The organism is Glaciimonas sp. PCH181 (assembly GCF_003056055.1).
Taxonomy (GTDB): Bacteria; Pseudomonadota; Gammaproteobacteria; order Burkholderiales; family Burkholderiaceae_D; genus Glaciimonas.
Genome location: NZ_PYFP01000002.1, coordinates 1556289 through 1573525 on the forward strand (window position 1 = coordinate 1556289; position 17237 = coordinate 1573525).

Annotated in this window: 14 protein-coding genes; 10 read left to right on the forward strand and 4 right to left on the reverse strand. The window is 52.8% G+C overall.

Going from position 1 to position 17237, the window contains the following annotated elements:
* Positions 1-29: 29 nt before the first annotated feature.
* Positions 30-2687 carry a DNA topoisomerase III gene (locus C7W93_RS20270; protein ID WP_108442029.1) on the forward strand — a complete coding sequence of 886 codons (2658 nt, stop codon included), beginning with the start codon at positions 30-32 and terminating at the stop codon, positions 2685-2687.
* Between the two features lie 170 nt (positions 2688-2857).
* Here the strand turns inward: C7W93_RS20270 and C7W93_RS20275 are convergent, their stop codons facing one another.
* From C7W93_RS20275 to pip, 3 genes are all read right to left on the reverse strand, one after another.
* Complete coding sequence (locus C7W93_RS20275) at positions 2858-3376, reverse strand: methylated-DNA--[protein]-cysteine S-methyltransferase (protein ID WP_225869947.1); 519 nt, start codon at positions 3374-3376, stop codon at positions 2858-2860.
* A complete protein-coding gene (locus C7W93_RS20280) occupies positions 3373-4911 on the reverse strand; it encodes a DNA-3-methyladenine glycosylase 2 family protein (RefSeq protein ID WP_108442030.1) in 1539 nt (512 codons plus the stop codon). Before C7W93_RS20280 ends, C7W93_RS20275 begins: the two co-directional genes overlap by 4 nt.
* A 113-nt stretch (positions 4912-5024) precedes the next feature.
* Positions 5025-5990, reverse strand: a complete 966-nt coding sequence (pip, locus tag C7W93_RS20285; protein WP_201747298.1) for a prolyl aminopeptidase — start codon at positions 5988-5990, stop codon at positions 5025-5027.
* Between the two features lie 214 nt (positions 5991-6204).
* Here pip and C7W93_RS20290 point away from each other — a divergent pair, with 214 nt between their 5' ends.
* From C7W93_RS20290 to C7W93_RS20325, 8 genes are all read left to right on the forward strand, one after another.
* A complete protein-coding gene (locus tag C7W93_RS20290) occupies positions 6205-7395 on the forward strand; it encodes a pyridoxal phosphate-dependent aminotransferase (RefSeq protein WP_108442031.1) in 1191 nt (396 codons plus the stop codon).
* 239 nt (positions 7396-7634) lie between these two features.
* The gene (locus C7W93_RS20295) at positions 7635-8612 is read left to right on the forward strand and encodes a sugar ABC transporter substrate-binding protein (protein WP_108442032.1); all 978 of its coding nucleotides are present in this window, start codon (positions 7635-7637) and stop codon (positions 8610-8612) included.
* Positions 8613-8745: 133 nt separating this feature from the next.
* Positions 8746-10335, forward strand: coding sequence for a sugar ABC transporter ATP-binding protein (locus tag C7W93_RS20300; protein ID WP_108442033.1), 1590 nt, complete (start codon positions 8746-8748; stop codon positions 10333-10335).
* Positions 10336-10403: 68 nt separating this feature from the next.
* The gene (locus C7W93_RS20305; RefSeq protein WP_108442034.1) at positions 10404-11366 is read left to right on the forward strand and encodes an ABC transporter permease; all 963 of its coding nucleotides are present in this window, start codon (positions 10404-10406) and stop codon (positions 11364-11366) included.
* A gap of 92 nt (positions 11367-11458) precedes the next feature.
* Entirely contained in the window at positions 11459-12481 is a 1023-nt protein-coding gene (locus C7W93_RS20310; protein ID WP_108442035.1) for a LacI family DNA-binding transcriptional regulator, read from the forward strand.
* Between the two features lie 51 nt (positions 12482-12532).
* On the forward strand, positions 12533-13468 hold the full coding sequence (gene rbsK / locus C7W93_RS20315) for a ribokinase (RefSeq protein WP_108442036.1): 936 nt from the start codon (positions 12533-12535) through the stop codon (positions 13466-13468).
* 31 nt (positions 13469-13499) lie between these two features.
* Entirely contained in the window at positions 13500-13892 is a 393-nt protein-coding gene (gene rbsD / locus C7W93_RS20320; protein WP_108442037.1) for a D-ribose pyranase, read from the forward strand.
* 93 nt (positions 13893-13985) lie between these two features.
* Entirely contained in the window at positions 13986-14204 is a 219-nt protein-coding gene (locus C7W93_RS20325; RefSeq protein ID WP_108442038.1) for a DUF3717 domain-containing protein, read from the forward strand.
* Between the two features lie 39 nt (positions 14205-14243).
* Here C7W93_RS20325 and C7W93_RS20330 read toward each other — a convergent pair whose 3' ends face one another.
* Entirely contained in the window at positions 14244-15767 is a 1524-nt protein-coding gene (locus C7W93_RS20330; RefSeq protein ID WP_108442039.1) for a B12-binding domain-containing radical SAM protein, read from the reverse strand.
* 250 nt (positions 15768-16017) lie between these two features.
* Between C7W93_RS20330 and C7W93_RS20335 the strand changes: the two genes are divergently transcribed.
* Positions 16018-17205, forward strand: a complete 1188-nt coding sequence (locus C7W93_RS20335) for a zinc-dependent alcohol dehydrogenase (RefSeq protein WP_108442040.1) — start codon at positions 16018-16020, stop codon at positions 17203-17205.
* Positions 17206-17237 lie beyond the last annotated feature (32 nt).

Sequence of the window (17237 nt, forward strand, 5' to 3'; positions counted from 1 at the left end):
GAAAGCGCGCCACTTTCGAGACCATATTTATGAGCAAGACCCTCATCATCGCCGAGAAACCTTCTGTCGCGAACGACATCGCGAAGACCCTCGGCGGCTTCACCAAGCACGATGAGTACTTTGAATCCGACGAATACGTGCTGTCATCGGCCGTCGGTCATCTGCTAGAGATCGCCGTTCCAGAGGAGTTTGACGTTAAGCGGGGCAAATGGACATTTACCCATTTGCCAATGATTCCCCCTTACTTCGCGTTGAATCCGATTGCCAAGACCGAAGCGCGGTTAAAAGTACTCAACAAACTGATTAAGCGCAAAGACGTCACTGCCCTGATCAACGCCTGCGATGCCGGGCGTGAAGGCGAACTGATTTTCCGTCTGATCGCGCAGCATGCCAAAGCCAAGCAGCCAGTCAAACGGCTCTGGTTGCAATCGATGACGCCGGGCGCGATTCGCGACGGTTTCGCCAATTTGCGTGCGGATGAAGACATGTTGCCATTGGCCGACGCGGCGCGTTGTCGCAGCGAAGCGGATTGGCTGATCGGTATCAACGGCACGCGGGCAATGACCGCGTTTAACTCGAAAGAGGGCGGTTTCTACCTCACCACAGTTGGTCGCGTGCAAACACCGACATTGTCGATCGTGGTGGAGCGTGAAGAGAAAATCAAGAAATTCATTCCGCGTGATTTCTGGGAAGTACGTGCTGAATTTATCTGCGCTGCCGGTATTTATGAAGGCCGCTGGTTAGATACTAACCATAAAAAAGTTGAAAACGATCCTGAAAAACGCGCTGAGCGTCTATGGAGTCTGGCTGCAGCCGAGTCGGTGGTTGCGGCTTGCCGCAACAAGCAAGGTAATGTCACCGAAGAATCCAAACCGACAACATCGATGGCCCCGGGCCTGTTCGATCTGACCAGTTTGCAGCGTGAGGCTAACTCGCGTTTTGGCTTCTCGGCCAAAAATACACTTGGTCTGGCTCAGGCGTTGTACGAAAAACACAAAGTCCTGACCTATCCGCGGACCGATTCGCGCCATTTGCCAGAAGATTATCTGGGTACGGTTAAGCAAGCGCTGGAAACCGTGTCGGAAAACAACAACTATCAGCAGTTTGCGGCGCAAATTCTGAACAAAGGTTGGGTCAAGCCGAACAAGCGGATTTTCGACAACAGCAAGATCAGCGATCACTTTGCGATCATCCCGACGACCCAGGCACCGAAGAATTTATCCGAGCCTGAGCAAAAATTGTACGACTTGGTAACGCGTCGCTTTATGGCCGTGTTTTTCCCTGCCGCAGAATTTCAAGTCACCACGCGCTATACAGAGGTCTCCGGCCATCAGTTCAAAACTGAAGGCAAGGTCATGATCAATCCGGGTTGGCTGGCGATTTATGGCAAAGAAGCCGCTGACGAAAAAGATTCTGAAAACAACGGCACGCTGGTTGCGGTAGCTAAAGGCGAGAAAGTAAAGACGGAAAAAGTCTCTGCCAACGGTCTGGTTACCAAACCGCCAGCGCGCTACACCGAAGCCACGTTGCTCTCTGCAATGGAAGGCGCGGGCAAGCTGGTTGACGATGGCGACCTGCGCGAAGCCATGGCGGGTAAAGGTCTGGGAACGCCTGCGACGCGGGCGGCGACGATTGAAGGGCTGATCTTCGAAAGATACATGTTCCGTGAAGGCCGGGAATTAACCCCGACTGCCAAAGCATTTCAGCTGATGACGTTATTGCACGGTCTGGGCGTGGATGAGTTGACGGAACCTGAGTTGACCGGCGAGTGGGAACACAAACTGTCCTTGATGGAAAAAGGTCAGATCACGCGTGAAGAATTCATGCGCGAAATTGCGCAGATGACGCAGACCATCGTCAAGCGTGCTAAGGAATACGACAACGATACAATTCCCGGTGACTATGCAACGTTGGTTGCGCCGTGTCCAAATTGTGGCGCCGTAGTGAAAGAAAATTATCGTCGTTTCGCCTGCACAAAATGCGAATTCTCGATGAGCAAAACGCCGGGTAGCCGTCAGTTTGAAATTCCAGAAGTAGAAGAATTGCTGATCAATCGGACTATCGGCCCGTTGCAAGGTTTTCGCTCCAAAATGGGACGTCCATTTGCAGCGATTCTTAAAATTAGTCGTGATGAAGAGATCAAGAATTTCAAACTGGAATTCGATTTCGGCCAGAACGATGAAGAAGGCGAGAATGGTGAAGGCGTTGATTTCACAGGCCAGACACCCGTCGGCCCTTGTCCAAAATGCGGCAACGGCGTCTACGAAATGGGTCTGGCGTATGTTTGCGAGAAGACTGTCGCAAAGCCGAAAGAATGTGATTTCCGCAGTGGCCGGATTATTTTGCAACAAGAAATTTTGCCAGAGCAAATGGTCAAATTGCTGAACGATGGCAAAACCGATTTGCTGCCGGGCTTTATTTCGCAACGTACACGTCGGCCTTTTAAAGCCTTCTTAGTCAAAGCCAAAGATGGCAAGGTCAGTTTTGAGTTTGAAGAACGTAAAGCGAAAGCCCCCGCCAAAGGCAAGGCCAAAGCCGCTACGGTAGAAGACGATGCAGATGGCGCGGAAAACGCGGTACCAGCCAGCGCGGTCGTAAAAACCATCGCCAAGAAAGCCGTAGTCAAGAAGGCCGTAGCGAAAAAAGCAGTAGTTAAGCGGGTCGTGGCAAAAGCCAAAAGCGCCTAATTACAGCGCGAGCTAATGGCATAGCCGGACAGCTATTATTGATGCTATCTAAGTAAAAAACCGCCAGTGTTTGCATTGGCGGTTTTTTTATTTCGGCAAAACTAACAACAAAAACCAGCACCTGAATTGTGCGTTAAGAGACACGATGGTGGCGTATCCCGCCTTCTACGTTAAATGCGCTTCGCTTTCTCAAGTTGCAATAAAAATGCCTTACGTTCCAGCCCACCCGCATACCCTGTCAGCGATCCTGAAGCACCCACAACACGATGGCAAGGCACGATGATGGATACCGGATTGCGGCCAATCGCCGTACCGACTGCGCGCACGGCATTCGCTTTGCCGATGATAGTTGCGTGCGCGCCGTAGGTGGTCGATTGTCCGAACGGAATAGCGATTAACGCATCCCATACCGCACGCTGAAACGGCGTTCCCCGCAACGCCAGCGGCAAATCGAATTTCTGACGCGTGCCTGCAAAGTATTCATCCAATTGGCGTATTGCGAGTTGCAAATGCGGGTGATCCTGCGCTGCATGCCAGCCTTCTTTGCCTTTAAAGTGGCGATGATTTTCAAAGTAAATTCCACTGACACCAGCATCGGTTGCTGCGACCAATAATGTGCCGACCGGACTGGCGTGCTCGACGTAATAAATGTTTTCGGGCATGTTGGTGGTGTTTTTTAATGTTTTCATAGTGATTGCCATAAAAGAAGTGCTGCGTAACCGCGCCATGGCGTCCAGGCGGCAGCGACTGCAGTGAGTTGTTTTTCCGTGAGACGGCCTTCGCCGTTGATGAGCGATGCTATTGCTTTTTGCAGGCCTAAATCCCCAGCGGGAAACGCATCCGGAAATCGCAACGCGCGCAGGGCAATGTAATGCGCGGTCCAGTTGCCGATGCCGGGGATGGCCGTTAATTGCGAAATTGTTTCGGTCAGACTAGTGCCGGGTTTATTTTGTAAGCGCCCCTCGGCGGCATATTGGGCCATATTGCGCAGCGTTTCCGCCCGCGAGGTCGGTATCCCAATGCTTGCCAGCGTAGCTACTGGCAGCGCTGCCAACACGCTGGTTTCTGGAAAATGATGGGTCAGCACGGCAAACGGCGTTTCTGACGCCGATCCAAAGCGGCTTACTAAACGCGCGGTCAATGTAGTCGCTCCGGCGACGCTCACTTGCTGGCCCAGGATTGCCCGAATTGCCAGTTCAAATGGCGCAAACGTGCCGGGAACCCGAATACCGGGAAGTGCATCAAGCAGGCCGGTTAAGGCAGGGTCGAGCCGCAAATGCGCTGTAATTAATGCCGGATTTGCATCCAGATCGAATTGCTGGCGCAGTCTTGCCAGTAGCGGCATCAGCATCGGTGTCAGGCTGGGCGCAACTTCTACTTCCAATTGCTGCTGTTTGATCAGATGCGTCACACGTATCCAGCCGCGCACGTTGTCGATGCAAATGTTGCGTAGATAGGCGGAGCGAGGTTGGGCGAGCTGAACTGCTTCGACTCCGGCGATCAGACGGGGTTGTAGATACGCCAGCATTTGGTCCCAGTTGAAGGGGGGACGATATGCTAGTCGCACGGTTACCACGTCTTGCGTGGTGTCGATTTCGCTGGATGTATGTTGTTTGCGTAATGCGGTGGGGGCTAAGCCATAGCGCGCGTTGAATAGCGCGTTAAAGCGGCGGACGCTGCCGAAGCCTGCTGCATCCGCAAGCGCGGTCATTGATAAACGGGTTTCCTGGAGTAATTTTTTGGCAAATAACAGGCGGTGGGTTTGGGCTAATTCTATTGGCGTAACGCCGAAATGTTGCAGCAGAACGCGGCGTAGCTGGCGCGATGACAGGCCTACTTCCGCGGCTAATTTCTCAAGCCCGCTGGTTGCGGTGTTGTTGTCGTTGTTTTGGTTTAACGCTCCGGCGGCGATGCGTTGCCAGACTGCATAGGCTAGATTTTGCTGTAGTGCATACGGGGCTAGTTCTGGGCGGCAGCGTAGGCAGGGACGGAAGCCGGCGGCCTCTGCGGCTGCTGCGCCTGTATAAAATGTGCAAGATGAGGGGCGGGGTGTTTTGGCGGTGCAGATTGGGCGGCAATAGATGCCAGTTGTTTTTACGCCTACGAAGAAGACGCCATCGAAGCGGGCGTCTTTGGCTGCTAATGCGCGGTAGCAGCTTTCGTTGTTTAGGGGTTCTGATTCAGCGATTTGATTCGCTGGGGCATTTTTTAGGGCAGGGGTCATGGGCTATTTATACGCTTGACGACAGGTATCGTCTAGCCGTTTTCGGACATGCAACTAATGGGTTGGTGTGTTTTGGTTTGTGGATACTTAACACGACCTAAACCACCCCCAAATCAATCTCGAAACCGATCAGTAGCCTCAATCAAATGATGCAAAATCCCCGGCTCAGTAACTGCATGCCCAGCATCATCCACAATAGTAAGCTCACTATTCGGCCAAGCTTTATGAAGCTCCCAAGCCGTCTGCGGCGGACAAATAACATCATACCGCCCCTGCACAATCACCCCAGGAATATGCCCCAATTTTCCAGCATTCAAAATCAATTGATTAGCAGTAAAAAACCCGGCATGAACAAAATAATGATTTTCAATTCGCGCAACCGCCAACGCATGATGCGCCTCCGCAAAGGCATCCGCAAACACCGGATTAGGTAACAAACTCACCGCATCCCCCTCCCACCGACTCCAAGCCTGCGCCGCAGCAAGCTGAATTTGCGGATCAGAATGATGCAACAACCGATGATAAGCCCCCATCAAATCCCCCCGCTCAGACTCGGGCACAGGCGCCAAAAAACCCTCCCATGCCTCAGGAAAAATCATCGACGCCCCCGCCTGATAAAACCAGTCAAGCTCCTGCGGCCGCACCGTAAAAATCCCCCGCACGATCAATTCCGTCACCCTCTCAGGATGGGTCTGCGCGTAGGCCAACGCCAAAGTACTCCCCCACGAACCGCCAAATACCTGCCACCGCTCTATCCCCAACAACTCACGCAATTGCTCAATGTCATCCACCAGATGCCAGGTCGTATTCGCCTCCAAATATGCATGCGGCACACTGCGCCCGCAGCCGCGCTGATCAAACAAGACAATCCGATAACGCGCCGGATCGAATAACCGTCGATGGTTTTCATTGCAACCTGCACCCGGGCCGCCGTGCAAAAATATTACCGGCTTACCATTCGGATTACCGCATTCTTCCCAGTAGATTTGATGCCCATCGCCCACATCCAGCATCCCATGCCGGTGTGGTGCGATAGACGGATAAAAAGACCGCAAAGCGGTTGCGTTGAATGTGCTCATCACTGCCCTCGATTAGTCGTTCCGATGACAGGAACAATAACTGAAATACACCAGTTCTGTGAGACGGCTCCCTTTTATTCGCGATGATGCGACGCGCCGCAAACTAGCCGCAACGTATGCGTTACACTTAATTTTTCGCCGCCAGCTAGCGCTATTTAGCGATCGGTCATCCGGCATATTGATTGTCCATTTTAGGAATCTGAGGTTTATATCTATGCACACTCCCCCTAGCGCCCGGCTTGCGATTCAGAATCTTGCCCCTTCACGCATTCGTGAAGTCGCCAATGTCGGTATCGGACGATCCGACGTATTGCCGTTTTGGTTCGGTGAGCCGGATCAGGTCACGCCAGCTTTTATTCGTGATGCAGCAAAAGCGGCGCTGGATGATGGCGATACTTTCTATACCGGCAACCACGGCATTCCGCCGTTGCGCGAAGCGATTGCGGCCTATTTATCCCGCCTGCATCAACCGCTAGACGCCAGTCGCATTGCGGTGACCTCATCCGGCGTGTCGGCATTGATGCTGTTATCGCAGCTGATTATCGGGCCGGGCGACCGAGTCGTCGCGATCACACCGTTGTGGCCCAACGTAGTCGAAATTCCAAAAATTCTAGGGGCGGAAGTCGTCCGTGTACCGCTGCAATTCGGTGAAGTGTGGGAGCTCGATGTGCAGCAATTAATCGACGCGCTGACACCCGGCACCCGGGCTGTATTGATTAATTCGCCCAATAATCCCACTGGCTGGGTGATGTCCCGTGCGCACCAGCAAATTGTGCTGGATCATTGCCGTCAGCATGGCATCTGGATTGTTGCCGACGATGTGTATGAGCGGCTGGTATACACAAATGCGTTTTCCGACGACATGGGGAATGACGCCAAACGTTGCGCGCCGTCGTTTCTAGATATTGCTGAACCGAATGACCGCCTCATTTCTTCCAATAGTTTTTCCAAGTCATGGCTGATGACCGGATGGCGGCTGGGATGGCTGGTCGTGCCGCCGACGCTGATGAATGACCTCGGCAAATTAATCGAATACAACACTTCATGCGCGCCCGGATTTCTACAGCGTGCCGGGATTGTGGCGGTTGAACGCGGCGACGAAATTATCGCCAATACCATCACGCGTTATCAAACTGCGCGTGATTTTTTATACCAACGTCTGAACGCGCTCCCCGGAATTACTGCACCGAGGCCGAAAGGCGCAATGTATTTATTTTTTCGGATGGAGGGTGCTGGCGACAGTCTGGCACTCTGCCAGCAACTCGTCCGGGATGTCGGTCTTGGATTAGCGCCGGGAAGTGCATTTGGTACCGAAGGTGAGGGCTATATTCGCTGGTGTTTTGCCAGTTCGGTAGAGCGGTTGGAGGAGGGCGTTCAGCGTTTGGAGCGTTTCCTATCGGTCTGATCAGAAACATAACTCATCCCCAAAACGCGTAAAAATAAGGCAAGTCAGGCTGTTCCGCTGTTTTTAATTATTTGCGAAGGATGCCTTGCGCCTTGCCAATCTGATGCTATTATTAAATCGCGCAAACGTTTGCGCGTTTGTTTTTAGCGGTTTCCCGAAGATTCGCTGCGTCAGTCAGCCACGGAAATCCACAAAAATATTTGCAAAAGACAACCAAAAATACAATCAGGAGACTTTTAATGAACACTCGCGTCAGCCGCCCGTCCGCCCGTACTCGCCTGAAACTCATCGCCGCCACCATTCTGGTGTGTGCATTGCCCGGCATCAGTCTGCCTGCGATGGCGCAAACTAAGCCGAAAGTCGCTTTGGTGATGAAGTCACTCGCCAATGAATTTTTCCTGACCATGGAAACCGGGGCCAAGAATCACCAGAAAGCCAACGCCGCAAAATATGATTTGATCGCCAACGGCATCAAGGACGAGCAAGACACTGCTAACCAGATCAAGATCGTCGAACAGATGATTATCTCCAAAGTAAATGGTTTGGTGATCGCGCCCGCCGATTCGAAGGCGTTAGTGCCTGTGCTCAAAAAAGCGATTGATGCCGGGATTATTGTGGTGAATATCGATAACAAACTGGACGATGCAGCCCTGAAAGAAAAAGGTATTACGGTCCCGTTCGTTGGTCCTGATAATCGCAAAGGCGCTAAATTGGTCGGTGATTATCTGGGCAAACAGATCAAAAGCGGCGACAAAGTGGGCATCATAGAAGGCGTTTCGACGACCTTTAATGCGCAGCAACGTACCGCCGGTTTCCAGGATGCGATGAAAGCGGTCGGCGCAAATGTGGTCAGCGTGCAGTCTGGTCAATGGGAACTCGATCCGGGTAACAAAGTGGCCGCGGCGATGCTGAACGCGCATCCGGATATCAAGGCGTTGTTAGCCGGTAACGACAACATGGCGCTGGGCGCAGTCGCAGCAGTCAAAGCGGCGGGCAAAACCGGTAAGGTCTTGGTCGTGGGCTATGACAATATCAATGCTATTAAACCGATGCTAAAAGATGGACGCGTGTTGGCGACAGCCGATCAGTTTGGCTCGCAGCAGGCGGTGTTCGGGATTGAAACGGTGTTGAAGGCGATTGCCGACAAAAAGCCGCAATCTGCGCTGGGTGGCATGGTTGAAACTAAAGTCGAATTGGTGACTAAAGATTCGAAATAAGCACAATAGGATGGCGTTTTTGCGCCATCCTTTTTATTGTTGCCGAATCTGATGCACATTTGACTTGTATTTGACTTGTATCTGACGTTTCATCACGATTTTCTGCAACCGCACCACAATCGGTGGAGGCCGTATGCCCGCTGCACCTCAGTATAAAAATACCCCATTTTTATCCCTTACCAACATCGGAAAAAGCTACGTTGAGCCAGTGCTGGCGGGCGTGTCGCTGGAAATCAGCGCAGGTCAGGTACTGGCGCTGACTGGCGAAAATGGCGCTGGAAAAAGTACGTTATCCAAAATAGTCTGCGGTCTGATTTCGGCTACACAAGGCAGCATGCTGCTTGATGGAAAGTCTTATCAGCCTAGCTCACGTCAGGCCGCAGAGCATCTCGGCATTCGGATGGTGATGCAAGAGTTGAATCTGATTTCGACTCTCAGCATTGCCGAAAATCTCTTTTTACATCAATTACCGCACCGTTTTGGCTGGATCGACAGAGCGAAACTGACCATTCATGCGCGCGCGCAAATGGCCGCAGTCGGTCTCGCGGATATCGATCCCTGGACGCGCGTTGGCGACCTTGGCGTCGGCCATCAGCAAATGGTGGAAATCGCCCGCAATCTGATCGGCGATTGTCGTTTGCTGGTGCTGGATGAGCCGACGGCGATGCTGACCGACCGCGAAGTTGAATTGTTATTTTTGCAGATAGCCAGACTGCAATCCGAAGGCGTGGCAATTGTCTATATCTCGCATCGGCTGGAAGAACTCAAGCGGGTTGCCGATCGGATTGCCGTGTTGCGCGATGGTGAGTTGGTATGCGATGCGCCGATTCAAGGTTATAGCAGCGATGATTTAGTGCGATTGATGGTCGGGCGCAATGTCGATGCCGAGCGCGAACATGGCGAACGTACTTTCGGCGCGCCGTTGTTACGTGTGCGCGATCTGGGACGCAGCGGTGTCGTGCATCCAACGTCGTTCGATGTGCGCGCTGGCGAAATTCTTGGTATTGCCGGTTTGATTGGATCGGGCCGGACTGAATTGTTACGCTTGATTTTTGGTGCTGATCGGGCCGATCAGGGCGAGATATTTTTGGGCGAGAATACGACGGCAACCAGTATTACGTCGCCGAAAATGGCGATTGCCGCCGGTCTGGCGATGATCACAGAAGATCGTAAAGGTCAGGGGTTGTTGCTCTCGCAATCGATCGCCGCCAATACGACACTGGCTAAATTGGACAGCGTCAGCAACGGCGGCTGGCTGGATGCCGATGCTGAAATGGCGGTGGCCGACGATTACATCGCACGCTTAAAAGTGCGTTGCCGCAGCGCTGCGCAGGCGGTCGGTGAACTATCCGGCGGTAATCAGCAAAAGGTCGTTATTGCGCGCTGGCTGTATCGCGATTGTCCGATCATGCTATTTGATGAGCCGACGCGTGGCATTGATATCGGTGCCAAATTTGAGATTTATCAATTGTTGGCAGAGTTGGCGCGGCAAGGAAAAGGTCTGGTCATTGTGTCCAGCGATCTACGCGAATTGATGTTGATCAGCGACCGGATTGCCGTCATGAGCGCCGGTCATATGGTCGACACTTTTGCTCGCGGCGCATGGAGTCAGGATGCGATTTTGCAGGCTGCCTTTAGCGGCTATGCCAAGCCTTCCGACGCAGCGGTTGCCGCCGCAATCGAAGCCACAATCGACGCCAAGCCGACGGCCCATTCAACGTAACGTCGTGTAAGTGCTGGGATAAATATATCCAGCGTGACCGTGGCATACATAACTTTTAACACCTCATAATGACCAAAACTTCTCTCAAAAATGCGATGTCCGGCCTGATGAATTATGTCGGTCTGATCGGCGCTTTGCTGGCTATGTGCGCTTTGTTTTCGGTGCTGAGCGAAAATTTTTTCACGCTCGAAACCTTTAAAACACTTTCAAACGATATTCCAACGCTGGTCGTGATGGCCGTCGGTATGACCTTTGTCTTGATTATCGGCGGTATCGATTTATCGGTCGGCTCGGTGCTGGCGCTGGCTGCTTCTGTATTGTCGACGGCGATGGTGCAATGGGGCTGGGGTTTGTTTCCAGCCTGTGTATTAGGCGTTTTGTGCGCAACGGTATGTGGTGCCGTGACCGGTTCAATTTCGGTCGGCTGGCGGATTCCTTCGTTTATTGTGTCGTTGGGTGTGCTGGAAATGGCACGCGGGCTAGCGTATCAGGTGACGAATTCTCGTACCGTGTATATCGGCAGCGCCGTCGATTCGATCAGTTCTCCTATCGCTTTTGGTTTATCGCCTGCCTTTTTAGCGGCGATATTGATCGTGATCGCGGGGCAATTGGTACTCACCAAAACGGTGGTCGGACGCCATTGGATCGGCATCGGCACCAACGAAGAAGCGATGCGATTGGCCGGTATCAATCCGCGTCCCAGCAAGATAATGGTGTTTGCATTAATGGGTTTGCTGGCCGGTATCGGCGCGTTATTTCAGGTATCCAGACTGGAAGCAGCGGACCCGAACGGCGGCGTCGGCATGGAGTTGCAGGTGATCGCAGCGGTGGTGATCGGCGGCACTAGTCTGATGGGTGGTCGCGGTTCAGTCATCAGCACTTTTATCGGCGTGCTGATTATCTCGGTGTTGGAAGCGGGACTGGCGCAAGTCGGCGTCAGCGAGCCGATGAAGCGGATTATTACCGGTATCGTGATTGTGGCGGCGGTGGTATTTGATGCGTATAGAAGACGTAACGAACGTGCAGCTTGATGGGCTAAAATTGGTGCGAAAAATAGCGATGTAGTGATGCACATGCGCTATGAAACGCCGTATCGATAAAATTTCAGAATGTGTGAACCCAGATGGCAACCATAAAAGAAGTAGCCCGCGTAGCCGGAGTGTCTTACACCACGGTATCGCATGTATTAAATCAGACCCGCCCCGTCAGCGACAGCGCCCGCGAAAGGGTGGTCGCGGCGGTGGCGTCGCTGGGTTACGTGCCAAGCGCATTGGCGCGCTCGTTAAAAAGCAAAACCACCGGTACGATTGGGTTGATTATTCCGAACAACACCAACCCCTATTTTTCCGAGGTGGCGCGGGGAATCGAAGACAGTTGTTATGCCGCCGGATATAGCGTCATCTTGTGTAATTCCGATGATGACCCAGCCAAGCAGCGCGACTATCTGAACATGCTGCTGACCAAGCGTTGCGATGGCTTGATTGTTGCCACGCTGGGTCGGGCCGATGGCGAGTTATTGCGCAAAATGAAAGTCCCCACCGTGCTGCTGGATCGCGCCCGCAAAGACCTGGCGGATGATCTGGCGATTGATTTAATCGCTGTCGATAACGTTGCCGGTGGCGCGTTGGCAGCCGAACATTTATTAGCGTTGGGGCGTAAACGCATCGCCTGTATCGGCGGTCCGGCTGAAATTGCGATTTCCCGCGAACGGATAGCAGGGCTGCGTAACAAGCTCGCGCAAGCTAATACTGAGTTGGCAGCAGCGATGTGCGTATATGGCGATTTTACAAGTGCAGGCGGCTATGCGGCGGCTTGCGAGCTGCTGGATTTGCCGCTTGAAGAACGTCCGGATGCGATTTTTTGCTGTAACGATTTGATGGCAATTGGCGCGTTGCGTGCTGCGGCGGAACGCAATATTGATGTACCGCAGGCATTGGCTGTGGTGGGTTTTGATGATATTGATCTGGCGCAATTTATCCATCCGCCGCTGACCAGCGTGGCGCAAAATACGCGTAAATTGGGGCAACTAACGGCGGCTTGTTTGCTGGCCCGCATTGCGCGCCCGGATATGGCATTGCAACAACATACTATTGCGCCGGAATTGCATGTCAGAGGTTCCAGCGTAAGCCACATTGCCGCAAAATAAACGCCCACGATAATTAATTAACGTTCTCAAAAAGCAATTAGAAAGCAGCAAATGATTGTTGTCATCGGCAGTATTAATATGGATTTGGTGATGCGCGTGCCACGCATGCCGCATCCCGGCGAGACGCTATTAGGCGGCCAGTTTCGAACGATCCCCGGCGGTAAAGGCGCAAATCAGGCAGTAGCCTGCGCACGTCTGAGCAAGCCCAGCCTTACCGGCAGCAATAAAGTCGCGATGATAGGCTGTCTGGGCGACGACGCTTTCGGTACAGAGTTACGGGCGTCGTTACGCCTGGACGGTGTTGACGATACGCATATCAGCACGATTGCTGGCATGTCTTCCGGTGTGGCCGCGATTTCGGTCGATGCCACCGGTCAAAACAGCATCATGCTTGCTGCCGGTGCGAACGATGCGTTAAGTCCGGCGCATATCGATGCTGCACGCGACTTAATTGCGCAGGCGACGATAGTGGTTTTACAGCTGGAAACCCCGTTGGCGACCGTGTGCCATGCGATACAACTAGCGCATTCGTTAGGGAAAATTATTGTGTTGAATCCGGCTCCTGCTCAGGCTTTACCGCACGCATTATTGGGCCAGTTGACCTACCTTATTCCCAATGAAATTGAAGCGGCGATGTTGGTTAATCGTGCGGCTTCCGGTCTTGATAGCGATGCTGAAATTGATGCAATCATTGCCGAATTACGTGGCTTTGGCTGCGCTAATGTGTTGGTGACGCTAGGTGCAAAAGGCGTGCGTGCCGCGCTCGGTGGTGGTGTCCGCCATTTTCCGGCACAGCCGACGACTGCACTAGATACGACCGCTGCTGGCGATACTTTCATTGGCGGTTTTGTCGCCGCGCTGGCCGATGGCGATAGCGAAGAAGACGCAATCCATTTTGGTCAGCGTGCTGCAGCGCTGAGCGTGGCGCGGATTGGCGCGCAGACTTCCATTCCTTACCGGCGCGAGTTGCTGCCGGTATCGCTTTAGATTAAATACGATTGAATTAACGATAGCCCATATGAAAAAAACGCCTTTACTCAACATCGCGCTGTCTCAATTGATCGCCTCTTTAGGACATGGCGATATGGTCGTGATCGGCGATGCTGGTTTGCCAGTGCCAGCCGGGGTTAAATTAATCGACCTTGCGTTGACGCACGGCGTGCCGGGTTTTATTGAGACTTTGAAGACGGTATTGACAGAGATGCAGGTCGAACAGCATATCGTGGCAGATGCGTTAGCGCTTCGCAGTCCGCTATTGGCCGCGCAGATGTCGGCTTTCGACTTGCCCGGCAAGCGGGAAATGTCGCATGAAGACTTTAAGCAACTGACGCAAGGCGCAAAAGCGATCATCCGGACTGGCGAATGTACACCGTTTGCGAATATTATTTTGGTTGCTGGTGTCGTGTTTTAAGGCGCGATACGGCCGTTGGCGACGCCAAAAGTGGCGGTTTTTGAAACTTGACAAAGTATAAAAATTCACGCGTACCACGGGTACAATACAGCCATGAATATTTCATTGCCGGAACTCGAAGAAGCCATTAATTATTGGCGTTTGCAACGGCCCGCGATAGGCGAGGAGTGCGCTTTATCGCCTGAAGTTAATTCGTTAGCAAGCGTCTACGCATTGATGATTTTTAATCAACTTAGCAGTGTATCGCTAGAGGCCATCGACGTGGCATCACAACAGTTGATCGCTATTTGGCGCACTCAACGCCCTGCCTGATCGTCAAAATTAGCGCATCAGCGCTAATTCACGCCCCAATTAAGCCGTTAAGTGCCGCGCTTGTCGTTGCGGTGCGACTATCGGCGCATGTTCTGCGGCGATCACCGGCTTTGGTGTATTCGGCAATTTCGGCGGCTGTCCGGCGTAATCCGTGCTCAGCACCGCATTGACGCTGGCGTCGGTCATTCCCTGCAAGCGCAACCACTGTCCCACCAATCCTGCCAGCCGGTCCATCGCGATCCGGTGGGTGGCATCGGTTTTGCCATAGAGCCAATCCGAAAATGCCATGAAGCTGAAGAACGGCGTTGCACCCAAAATAAGCGGCAAGGTGTGGGCGAACCGGCCGGAATTGGCGACCAAATCCCAGTAGCGAGAAAACCTTACCAGCCGCTGCATGGTGGCGAAATCGATTAGATTAGTCGCCAGAATTGTGTAGGGCGGATGCGGATCAAAGATCAGCCCAAAGGTCTGCGTATGGCGAATAATTGGTGTGCCGCGTAAGCGTTTCAGGATGCCGAACTGGATTTCGTGTGGTTCCAGCGCCACCAATTTATCGAAGCCTTGGGCGAAACTCTCTACATCTTCACCGGGCAAACCGGCGATCAGATCGACGTGTAAATGCGCATGCGATTTCTCGATCAGCCAGCGGATGTTATCGGCGGCTTTTTGGTTATTTTGTTTGCGGCTGACCAGCGCTTGTACTGCGGGATTAAAACTCTGAATCCCGATTTCAAATTGCAACGCGCCCGGCGGGAATTTAGTGATGGCTTCTTTTAAAGCATCGGGCAAATGATCTGGGACCAATTCAAAGTGGGCGAACACCGGATCGTCGGGATGCGCAGCCAGTTTATCGAGAAAAAATTGCAGGATATTCAGACTGGTTTTGACGTTCAGATTAAAGGTGCGGTCGACGAATTTGAACAACCGCGCACCGCGCGCATGCAGGGATTCTAACTCCGCCAAAAATGTGTCCAGACCGAACGGCCACGCTGTTTTGTCCAGCGCCGACAAGCAGAATTCACACTTGAACGGACAGCCGCGTGAGGCCTCGACGTACAACGTGCGATGGGCAATATCGTGATCGCTATATAACGAGTAAGGCAGTGTGATGTCTTGCATCGGCGGTTGGATGCCGATGTGGGTTTTCATTAACGGTTTAGGGCCATTGATGATTTGGCGGCAGAGATCGGGAAACGTGACGTCGCCCCAGCCAGTGACCAGATAATCGGCTAGTTTAACGATTTGTTGCTGCTCGGACTCATAGGACACTTCCGGGCCGCCTAGTACGATGACGATTTCGGGCGCGATGCATTTCAGCATGGCAACGACTTTGGTGGTCTCTTCGATATTCCAGATATACACGCCGAAGCCGACGATGGTAGTGCTGCCATCGGTGGCCTTGTGCGCCAATAACTTTTCGACGATATCGGTGGTTTTTGCACCAATCACGAACTCATGCAGCTGGGTGTCGCCGCGCAGATCGCCCATGTTGGCTTGCAGATAGCGCAAACCGAGTGAGGCGTGGGAATAGCGGGCATTGAGGGTAGACAGCAGGATAGTCATGAGGGCGGGGCCGGTAAGGATGGCGGAATTGCACAATTGGAGGCAATTTTACGCGTGTTGGAGAGCCGCAAAGGTTTTGTTACAGCGACTCCCCCACTTGTCGGTCTTCTCCTACGGCGATTCCAGCGAATCCCTGATCTACTTTCATAGCCCTCTTCTGCTACTGTGATTTTTCTTCAATCTCGCAGACTTCTGCCAGCAACCCATCCAATTCACCGCTATTTCCTCCAATTCCTCTAGGAGATCAACAATGCGCGCCCTTGTATTTCACTCCGCCCACGATGTAAAAGTCGATACCGTCCCGGACCCCGTCTTGCAGGAGTCAGATGACATTATCTTAAAAGTCACCGCCACCGCGATTTGCGGATCGGATCTGCACCTGTATCGCGGCAAAGTCCCGGGCATGAAAGAGGGCGATATCATGGGCCACGAATTCATGGGCGAAGTGGTGGAGGCAGGAAACGGCGTCGCCGCCTTGCAAAAGGGCGACCGCGTTGTCGTCCCTTTCGTGATCGCCTGCGGAAGTTGTTTTTTCTGCGATATGCGTCTATTTTCCGCTTGCGAAACAACCAATCCCGATCGCGGCACGATCATGAACAAAAAAAGCCTGCGCCCAGGGGCGGCATTGTTTGGTTTTAGTCATTTTTACGGCGGCGTTCCCGGCGGTCAGGCGGAATACGTCCGCGTGCCGAAGGCCAACGTCGGTCCTATCAAAATCCCCAATACACTTGCCGATGAGAAAGTACTTTTTCTCAGCGATATTTTGCCGACCGGCTATCAGGCGGTATTGAATGCAGAGGTAAAGCAAGGCTCCAGCGTGGCTATTTTTGGCGCTGGCCCGGTCGGACAAATGGCAGCCGCCTGCTCGCAAATGCTGGGCGCGGAAAAGATATTTATGATCGACCATCATCCTTATCGGCTGGAGTTTGCCCGTCAGCACTATGGCGTTATCCCGATCAATTTCGATGAGGTGGACGCGGCTGAATTTATCATTCAAAACACCGGATGCCGAGGAGTTGACGCCGTGATTGATGCGGTGGGGTTTGAAGCCAAAGGCAGCACGCTGGAAACCGTCATGACCACGCTAAAAATGGAAGGCAGCAGCGGAGCAGCGCTACGGCAGGCGATTGCAGCAGTCCGGCGCGGTGGGATAGTTAGCGTGCCGGGTGTGTATGCTGGATTTATTCATGGATTTTTGTTTGGGGATGCGTTTGAGAAGGGCATCACTTTTAAAGCCGGACAAACGCATGTGCAGCGTTATATGCCTGAACTGCTCGAATATATCGAGGAGGGAAAGTTAGCGCCGGAAGCCATTATCTCGCACCGACTTTCGTTGGAAAGTGCAGCGCAAGGTTATCGGATGTTCGATAGAAAAGAAGATGAATGTCGGAAAATCGTATTAACACCCGGCATTGTCACGACAGCTAACTTGCCATAATTTATCGGCAATTTGGCACCTAAAACGGTGGC